This window comes from Dyadobacter sp. (genome assembly GCF_051859145.1).
Classification (GTDB): Bacteria; Bacteroidota; Bacteroidia; order Cytophagales; family Spirosomataceae; genus Dyadobacter.
Genome location: NZ_JBHYGF010000147.1, coordinates 1 through 9119, shown reverse-complemented (window position 1 = coordinate 9119; position 9119 = coordinate 1). Strand labels below are relative to the sequence as shown.

At 46.9% G+C, this 9119-nt stretch carries 3 protein-coding genes and 1 pseudogene; all 4 read right to left on the bottom strand.

The annotated features are described in order from the left end of the window. Window positions 1–790 (bottom strand): annotated as a pseudogene (locus ACTIE6_RS10205) (haloperoxidase); the annotation flags it as partial. After that, window positions 790–4098, bottom strand: coding sequence for a VCBS repeat-containing protein (locus tag ACTIE6_RS10200; RefSeq protein ID WP_439556540.1), 3309 nt, complete (start codon window positions 4096–4098; stop codon window positions 790–792). The gene ACTIE6_RS10200 and the pseudogene ACTIE6_RS10205, both read right to left, overlap by 1 nt. A gap of 138 nt (window positions 4099–4236) precedes the next feature. Continuing rightward, entirely contained in the window at window positions 4237–5817 is a 1581-nt protein-coding gene (locus ACTIE6_RS10195) for a SusD/RagB family nutrient-binding outer membrane lipoprotein (protein ID WP_439556539.1), read from the bottom strand. A gap of 14 nt (window positions 5818–5831) precedes the next feature. Further along, entirely contained in the window at window positions 5832–8933 is a 3102-nt protein-coding gene (locus tag ACTIE6_RS10190; protein ID WP_439556538.1) for a SusC/RagA family TonB-linked outer membrane protein, read from the bottom strand. Window positions 8934–9119: the final 186 nt, after the last annotated feature.

Here is a 9119-nt window from a genome sequence, read left to right as displayed (position 1 = left end):
ATCCAATGGACATGTGGCCGGAAGTGTTGATCGCAAATGGGTTACAGTCCCAATAAGAGGCGATAAAACGTTCTTCCTCCTTCAAATTCTTTCCTGCGAGGTAAACCTCCTTAGTCAGTTTGAAAAAAGCACTGGTGCTATCCTTGCTAAACTCCACCGGCGGTTTTGGCACAAATTGCCCGCTCGAATCAATGATCATAGTCCGGATGGTTTTCCAATGCGGCTCCACACCCTCTATGTAGCCCGGCGGCGTCGGGTACCAGTAAGCTTCGCCTTTCTTTGGCCGGTAGCGCACCCTGGTGCTCAATCGAAGATACCCGTCTTTTGCCGCACCTGCAGCCACTTGTTTAGCAACATCCTGCGCAACCAAGATCGCACCATCAATCTCCTTTTGTGAATAACCTTCCCGCAGTAAACTGATCATCAGCTTCTTCTGGTCCTCTTCAAGCATATAGCCCGACGGAATGATCAACCGCCCTGTTTCAAGAATGCAGTACAAGGCCGCGATCTGGTAGTTATATCCATGATCTGCCACCGTAACGGGCTCTAAACCTTTGACAAACCGGGCAGGAGGAACGATTTGCTTGTTGTTGCGGGCCGCTATCTCGTAGGCTCCCATTAAGCAATAAGTGTAAAAGCGGCTGGCGGCGGGCGGGTTTACCACGTCGTGGATCATCACCATGGTAACCGAAAAAACAGCCGGCTGCAAATGCATGCGCAGATCATCTTTGCCTTTCCCTGCAAAAACAACCTGACTCAGAAGAAGCAAAATCAATAAGTACCTGCGCATTATTTGTTGTTGTACCTGTAAAACTGGAGTGTTTCATTGAAAGCGCCTATCGTTACAAAAGGCTGCTTGTTGATCCGGATATTGAATGCGGTTTTCACATCACCCCGCACAGACAATCCCGAAACGGGCTGACTAACGTAGCTGAATGCACCTTGACCATTTCCAGTGAGCAAACAGCCGAAATTTGCATCCATACTACCTATTTTGAGGCGGTTATCTGTCTTGTTACCCAGCAGTAAAATGTCCTTTTTTCCGTCCCCGTTATAGTCTTCCACCAGAATGGAACATACCGGTGCAAACTGCACCTGCACCGGCAGGACTGCTTTTTCAAACTTCCCGTTTGTGCTCAGGAAGCAAAGACTCCTCGTTTCGTTCACTTCCAGCCTGGTGGACTTTTCAAGATCTTCTTTCGGGAAAACTTCGTGGATCGATGCATTTGCATAATCGCGGTAAAAAGGAAATTTCTTGCGCATTGGATAAATCTGGTCATTCAGCTCATCGCGACTGACAAACGGGTATGATTTACCTTGTACGTAAAAATTAAAGAATGGATCAATGGAACCGTTTTTGTCAAAATCTGCAAAATACAGTTCCGCTGGCTCTTTCTTGCTGGCTTTGATCTGCGAGTTCAGTCCCATATTTCCGGCGATAATGTCCGGTCTTCCATCCCCATTTAAATCTTCCAGCTTTAAAGCAGACCAGAATCCGCTGATTTCTTCGCCCAGATAATTCGTCGTTTGATCTTCAAAATCCTTCCCATTGTAAGAGAATATTTTCAATGGCATCATTTCACCGCAGATAACGAGCTCCACATTCCCGTCCCCATTCAGGTCGGCCCATTGTGCATCAGTTACCATTCCTATTTTGGAAAATGGCGACTCTTTAATTGTAAAATTTCCCTTACCGTCGTTCAACAACAAAAATGAAACAGGCGCCTCGGGGTACCTGCCGGGGATTACGCGGCCGCCTACAAACAGGTCGAGATCGCCATCTTTATCAAAATCAAACGGACGCACGCAGGATTTGCTGCTCGCTTTCATATTGGGGAGCGATAGTACCGACAAGCTCAGCTGGCCTTTCCCGTCGCTCATGTAAATCTCGTCCTGCAACGAAAAAGTGTTCGGCTCGAACATAGAATAGCCGCCTTTTGCCACGTACAAATCATCGTATCCGTCACCATTTGCATCAAAGAACGCCGCTGCGGAAGTAGCAGATACATTCTCGTCGCCAATTGAAAAGCCTGGCAAGCGCACGAAAGTACCGTTGGTTTTTTGCAAATGGATTTTAGCCTGCTTGTTCTGGTCGCCACTGATGAAGATATCTTCAAAACCGTCTTTGTTCACATCACCCTTCGCTATCACTGGCCCGGTTTGAGAATACATAGTCAGCATGAGGGGCTGCCTTTTAAAATCATTTTCATTAAAACCCTCATGAACATGCGTGATCAGGTCGCCTGCATTTTGAAATACAGACGCAATTTCTGCCGCCGGTAATTCCTTCTTCAATCCTTTCTCAGGCTCCACCACCAGCAGCTGATCGCCTTTAACCGCACGCAACATTTTAAAAGAACCGTCTGGAAAAATGACCTTGACCGAATCAGCAGCAGCCTCTTTACCCAACCCGAAATGCAGCCGTTGCGGCAGGCTTGACAAATAGCCCCTGTTTTGATTGATCTCCTGATACTGCATTCCCGCAGGAGTATACACGTAAACCCGCGAGCCGGTACCCGCCGTGTTGCCACCCGCCTGCTTCACTTTGATTTGCAGCCAATGCATTTCTTTCGATTCGCTGCCCATGTTCTGGTACACGAATGCAGGCTCGTTGATGTTGTTGACAACCAGGTCGAGGTCACCGTCATTATCCAGATCTGCGTACACTGCCCCGCTTGAAATTGAAGGCTGATCCAGCCCCCATTTGTCCTGCATTTTAGTGAAGGTAAGATCGCGGTTATTCCGGAAAATGTAGTTGGCGAGCTTGGTGGAAGGCATTGCCTTAACAAGGTCCATCAGGTAAAACGGCTCCTTTTCCACAGCCCGCTTGATCTTGTAATCGCCCCAGTACCTCAGGAAATCCTTATTGGTATAGTCCCTGAAATAGCCATTTGAAACAAAAAGATCTTTAAAACCATCATTATCAAAATCAGCCAGCAGCGGACTCCAGCTCCAATCCGTGTTAGAAACGCCCGCAAACTGGGCTATTTCGCTGAATGTACCATTCCCATTGTTCAGCTGCAGCATATTCCGCATGTACTGCTTGTGCAGGTTCTGGTTGGTCATCAATTCAAACGACTCGTAGTTTTCCTGTAATTGAAGCAACTTCTGCCGCTGGTTGTCTTCGGGCAGCATGTCAAGCGACATAATATCCGGCAGTCCGTCATTATTGAAATCGGCGATATCAATGCCCATTGAAAACTGGGCGATATGCCTGAAATATTGCTTGGTAACGTCTTCGAACGTACCGTTTTTGTTGTTGATGTAAAGGTAATCCTGCTCGTTATAATCGTTTGTCACGTAAATGTCCGGCCAGCCATCCTGGTTCATATCCGAAATGGCCATACCCAGCCCGAATGTGAGCGGGTACTGGTGAATGCCTGCTTTTTGGGTGACTTCTGTAAATTTATTGTTCTGGTTCTCAAACAGCTTGTTGCCAGCCAGCGCGTCGGTTTCCTGCCTGGCGCGCGCCAGCTCCATATTATCGATCTTTTTGACACTGTGATTAAGCAGCATCATATCCAGATCGCCGTCGTTGTCATAGTCAAAAAAAGCGGCCTGCGTGCTGTAACTCACATTATCCAGTCCGTATTCCTTTGCCTGTTCGAGAAATTTGAGATTTCCCTGGTTGATAAAAAGCTGGTTTTTACGCAATTCATCAGACACTTTCCCCGAGTAGCACACGTGGATATCGAGCAACCCGTCGCCATTCACATCCGCCATGGTCACGCCCGTTTTCCAGCCACCCTTGCGTCCCTCCAATCCTTTCCCCGCAGCACTTGTAATATCCCTGAACTTCATCAGCTGTCCTTTACCCCCGAGATTAAGGTATAGTTTATTCGGCCCCGCATTGGAGGTAAAGAAAAGATCGTCAAAACCATCGTTGTTGATATCGCCTACAGCCACGCCGCCGCCATTATAGAAGTATTCGTAGGACATCACATTGCTGCTTTCGTCCTCGTTGATCGGATTGGTAAAGTCAATGCCGGTGGTCTTGGCGGGAAGGAGCTTAAACAGGGGCTGCTGGCCTCTTAACAGCAAAGGAGAGGCAAAAAGCCATGTAAAAAGAAGAGATAAACACCAGCTCTTGCTATTCATTTGAAACACGGGTACCCGTTTCAGGATGAGGAGATTTACTTAAAATTAAAAAACTTCAACTTTTGGTTGAAGTTAAAACTTAGCCAGGCTATTTTATTTTAAAGGGGTAAGATATTTACATTCCTTACCCCTTTCATTTTATTTATCCCACCATACTTTGGTTAAGAAATCATCCGGCCCCTGGATCGCCACAGCTGCACGGTAATTGTCAGCATTTTTGGACGTTTCAGAAGCAGGGTATCTGAGCCTGCGTGGAATTACCCCGCCGGTTGCATTTCCCGGATAGTTGGTTGGCTTCAATGTAGGATATCCCGTTCTTCTCCAGTCGGCATAAGCCTCGTACGAGTTCAGGAAATTCACCGCCCAGTACTGCGTATGTATCTGCTCCATTTGCGCGGCCATACCGGTTGTTACAAACGGGTGAGCGGCGAGGTAAGCAGTGATAGCAGTTGCCGGGATATTCGCGCCATAAATGGAGAACATGCTCATTGCAGCAGTTACACCCTTGTTATAGTGACCAGCCGCATCTCCATCACCCCAGCCGCGCAATGCAGCCTCGGCAAGCAGGTACTCTACTTCTGCATAAGACTGAAATACTGTCGGAGCTGCATTGTTCGCAACGTAGTTCAGGTTAGCCTCCGAGTAGGTGGCAAGTGAATTGTCATTCCAGGACGGGATCAGCGTTTTAATGGTAGTCGGGTCGTATCCGTTTGGAAGACCTTTCTGAACAGCTGGAGCAGAAGCAGTTGGCAGCGCATTTCTGTCGGCATTGCCTTCCCACAAAGTTGCGATGTAAGGCAGGCGCGGATCATTGTTGCTTTTGAGAAAATCAACAAAGGTCTGGCTTAGCTTGCTGTTTGCTTTTCCTTTCAGGTTTGCCGCGTCGTACTCCTGCGTTTTAAGGGTGTTTGCATCCAGGTTACGGTTGTTATCGTTTCCAGTATCGTAATGCAGCAGTCTCGCAATATCGCTGTTGCTGGTCATTACTCCTCCTGCAATTGCCTTTTTCACATAGTTCTGGGCATTTGCCGCATCGGCCTTCGTAAGACGCATTCCTAATCGCAGCATCATGGAATATCCAAACTTTTTCCATTTTGCAACATCACCGCCAAACAAAGGATCCGCCGGGCCATAGGTTGCTTTTGAAGCGTCAAGTCCGGCAGAAGCTTCTTCCAGTTCTTTCAGCATATCGGCATAAATCGATTGCTGGGTATCGTATTTAGGCGACAATATAGTTCCAAGAAAACCCTGTCCGGCTTCTGAATATGGAATATCTCCGTACAGGTCGGTAATGCGATGGTAAATGAATGCACGCCAGATACGTGCGATATTATACTTGTTACTAAGCTCAGGATTGTCTTTGGTCAGCGCGATAATCTGCTCTATTTCCTTTACCTGGTTGGTATAAGCAGTTTCGAAGTACGCACTGTAGTACTCTACATTGGACAGGTACTTATCCCCGGACCAATAAGTGTTCAACGAGGCGAAATGCTGGATCATCGCACCTGCATAAATCAGGTTGCCGCGGTGGTTTTCGTAACCTGTACCCGCTGTTTTTACCACATTATAGGTAAAAAGGTTTTCCAGGATCGGATCCGTCACCGCATTCGGATTGGTATTCAGTTCCACAAATCCTTTATCGCAGGATGTAGTGACCAGACCGGCGGTGAGGATGCCTCCTATGAGCGCCAGTTTTGTTTTATTGATATATTTAATCATCTCAGAAATCAATTTTAGAATTTAACCATCAGGTTCAAACCGTAGCTGCGGGTTGGAGGGACACCAAACATTTCAAGCCCCTGACCGTTTCCGCTGTTGTAAGTGGATTCGGGATCAACATTCGGGACCTTCTTGTAAAGGATAAACAAGTTTCTTGCAACAAAGGAAAGACTAACCGACTGGATCGGCATTTTACCAAATACACTCTTGGGAATGCTGTAACCCAAAGTCAGCTGGCGCAGTTTCAGGAAGTCTGAGCTGAAAATCGACTGATCGGTAATGGTAGTTGCAATGCCGGAATAGTAATCCTGAGCGCTAATCGTCTTGGTAAAAGTCTCACCCTGCTCGTCCACACCATTTACAGTTACACCAGTTTCACGCACGCCATTTTCCGCAGTTTCTTTCAGCAAACCTCTTGACATCGCAAATGCATTGGTAGCAGAGTAAATGTAGCCGCCAAACTTTCCATCAATAAGGAAACTGAATGAAGCGCCTTTGTAGCTCAACGTATTGGTTAAACCCATTGTCAACGGAGGAACCCCGCGCGCCAGCATTTCGAAATCGCCTTGTACAGGAATGCCAGTCGCCTTATTATAAACTACATTACCGCTTGCATCGCGCTTCATTCTCGAACCGGCGATCATACCGTAAGGTTCGCCTTCGAAGTGGTAGATGTAAGCATTACGTGTACGTGACTCGTCCAGCGACAATGTTGGAAGTCCGTCAGCGATTCTTACAACAGTGTTCACATTGTAGGCCATATTAAAGCTTGCATTCCAGGTAAGTCCGGCGTTTGAACTGAAAGGAGTTCCGCTCAAAAGGACCTCTACACCTTTATTCTGCACCTTACCTACGTTCAGCAACACATCGTTATATCCGCTCGCGCTTGAAGTAGAAGCTTTCACGGGATCGTTTGTTGTAACGCGGTCGTAGTAAGTCAGGTCAAGACCGATCCTGTTCTGAAACAACTTTGTTTCGATACCAAATTCCGTTGTAGTGGAAGTATTTGGTTTCAGGTTCTGGTTCGGGATTGTGCTGGTCCCGATGTTCATCAAAGGATAACTTGAGTACGGATTGCCCTGCAATGTGTAGGTAAGGTTCAACGCGTAAGGATCAGGATATCCACCTCCTACCTGCGCCCACGATCCGCGTACTTTTGCATAAGTCAGCCAGTTTGGCTTCGCAGAAATCGCATCCGAAAGAATGTAGCTTAGACCGACAGAAGGATAAAAAATATGGTTGTTAGCCTTCGCAAGCGTTGAGAACCAGTCCTCGCGGCCCGTGAATGTAAAGAACAGAATATTTCTCCAGCTCAGATCCGCCGACGCGAAGATGGAATTGATCTTCAAAGGTTTGTATTCAATATTACGGTCGCTGCCCGACAAGTTGGCAAGGAAGTAATTAAATGGAATCACAAACTGGCTGCCTCCGATATACATATTCTGGTTGACGCGGTACATCTGGTTTCCTCCCACGAGCGCATTGATGCTGAAATCACCGAGTTCTTTGTTGAAACCTAGCAAAAGCTCTCCGTTAGTCTCGTTGATCTTGCGGGTATTCAATCCCATTGAACCTGGCGTAGAATAAGCAATACCGGTTGGCTCAATGCTTTCCAGATCGATTGTGTTCAAGTCTGTTCCCAAACGGCCGCGTACGTACAGCCAGTCAGCCAGGTTATAACGCAGGCTGAAAGAGCCGATGAACCTTTTGCGGTCGTCGCTGTTTTTCACATAATCCGTTGCGAAATATGGGTTCTGCGCGTAAGTGTTGGAATTCCAAAGCAGTTCATAATTCCTTGCATCTACTCCCGGGGCCAGGTTTCTGATATCCACGCTGTTCGCTATCATATATGCAGCGAAATTCGGGTTTTTAGGGGTATCGGAAAGGAAGCTCCTGTTGCGGCCTTCTTCAATGTTGTATTGCGCAACACTTTCGAAAATAAGCTTTTTGGCCAGATTGCCGTTTACGCTCAGGTTGAAGGATTTCCGGTTGAAAGATGCATTTGGAACAACACCTTTCGAGTCTGCATTGGAAGCAGAAAAGCGGAAGTTAACTTTCTCGTCACCTCCTGAAATTGCAACCGTGTTTGAGAATGTACTTCCTGTGCGGTAGAAGTTCTCAATGTTGTTCCGTTGTGCACTATACGGACGGGCTACACCGTCAAACTGAATCACCGGAGAACCGTCCAGTTTTGCTCCCCAGGATACAGCACCGTTGGCCAGCGCTTCGTCCCTGCTGGTAGGCTTTGTTCCCTGTGTTCCGGATCCATATTCATATTGCCAGTCGGTAAGGTTACGGACTTTCTCGAAAGTATAGGTCCCATTGTATTCCACGCCGATCCCCTTGCTTCCCTTACCTGTTTTGGTCGTAATTAAAATAACCCCGTTACCTGCACGCGAACCATACAATGCAGCAGCAGTACCACCTTTCAATACTGTCATGGATTCGATATCATCAGGGTTGATACTGTTCAAACCGTCACCGGTATCAAATCCACCCCACATACCTGCGCTACCTACGTTCGTGTTGTCGATAGGCACACCATTGATTACATAAAGTGGCTGGTTTCCACCGCTCAGAGACCCGTTACCACGAATCAGAACGCGACTTGACCCACCAGGACCGGTTGCAGTGCTGGTTGCATTCACACCTGCGATCTTGCCGGATAATGCATTACCGAGGTTCACTTCACGCGCTTGCGTAAAATCGCTGCCTTTCACTTCTGACACAGCATAGGCGAGCCCTTTTTTATCTTTCGAAATCCCCAGAGCGGTCACCACAACTTCTTCCAGGTTCGCTACATCGGGCTGCAATTTTGCACTGATTGAAGATTGCGAACCGACGGTAATTTCCTGGCGCACGTACCCGATCGAGCTGATCACGATCACGTCAGAATCTTTGACACCTGCCAGCGTAAAATTTCCATCCACATCCGCATTAGCTCCTTTTGTAGTTCCTCTGATGGTCACGGAAGCCCCAGGCAAGCCCTGGTCTTTTTCATCCAAAATCTTACCGGTGATGGTTCTTTCCTGCGCAAATGCAGAAAAAGCAGTCACCAGAAGAAACAACACTGAAAATAAAACCCGGAGAAGGGTTTCGGGTAGCTTTTCTTTCATAGATTACTTCTTTAATGAATTTTTAATTTGGTTAAACTTGGTATTCGCCGAATAAAGTTATGGGACTTCATTCAAGTGTCAAATATCTTAAAAAAGTATTGTAATTAAATAATTTTATGAAGTAGCACACACTATTTATTTTTTATAGCATTTTACAAGCAAGTTGATGTATAAAACTTATAGTTG

Coding starts and splice junctions, on each gene's coding strand:
- ACTIE6_RS10200 (WP_439556540.1), bottom strand. CDS start 4,098: ATGAATAGCAAGAGCTGGTGTTTATCTCTTCTTTTTACATGGCTTTTT.
- ACTIE6_RS10190 (WP_439556538.1), bottom strand. CDS start 8,933: ATGAAAGAAAAGCTACCCGAAACCCTTCTCCGGGTTTTATTTTCAGTG.
- ACTIE6_RS10195 (WP_439556539.1), bottom strand. CDS start 5,817: ATGATTAAATATATCAATAAAACAAAACTGGCGCTCATAGGAGGCATC.